General features: G+C 43.8%; 1 protein-coding gene. It reads left to right on the top strand.

All coding sequences use genetic code 11. The features are described from left to right. The coding region (locus tag AC0QHF_RS00650; RefSeq protein ID WP_324702258.1) for a reverse transcriptase domain-containing protein at positions 1–347 on the top strand (347 nt) is incomplete at both ends.

Genomic DNA, 347 nt, shown 5'->3' with positions numbered 1-347 from the left:
CTCCTCGCCAACATCGCACTGGATGGAATGGTGAGGCACATCAACAAAATCTTCCCTAACAAAAAGAAACAGAAGATAAAAGCAACGGTCGTCAGATACGCCGATGATTTTGTAGTCATATCACCAAATCTCGAAATCATTGAACAGTGCAAGATTGCTATCTCCGAATGGTTAAATCCCATTGGACTCCAACTCAAGCCGGAAAAGACAAGAATCTGTCATACACTAAGAGAAATCGAAGCTGACGGAAAAAAAGTCCCACCCGGATTCGACTTCCTGGGGTTCAATATCAGGCAATATCCAAAAGGAAAACATACATCCGGGAAGAAATCGGGGGGAAGAGGTCT

This window comes from Lyngbya sp. CCY1209 (assembly GCF_055795065.1).
Note: the sequence above shows the minus strand (reverse complement) of the source record. Positions and strands in the feature narration are given on the sequence as shown.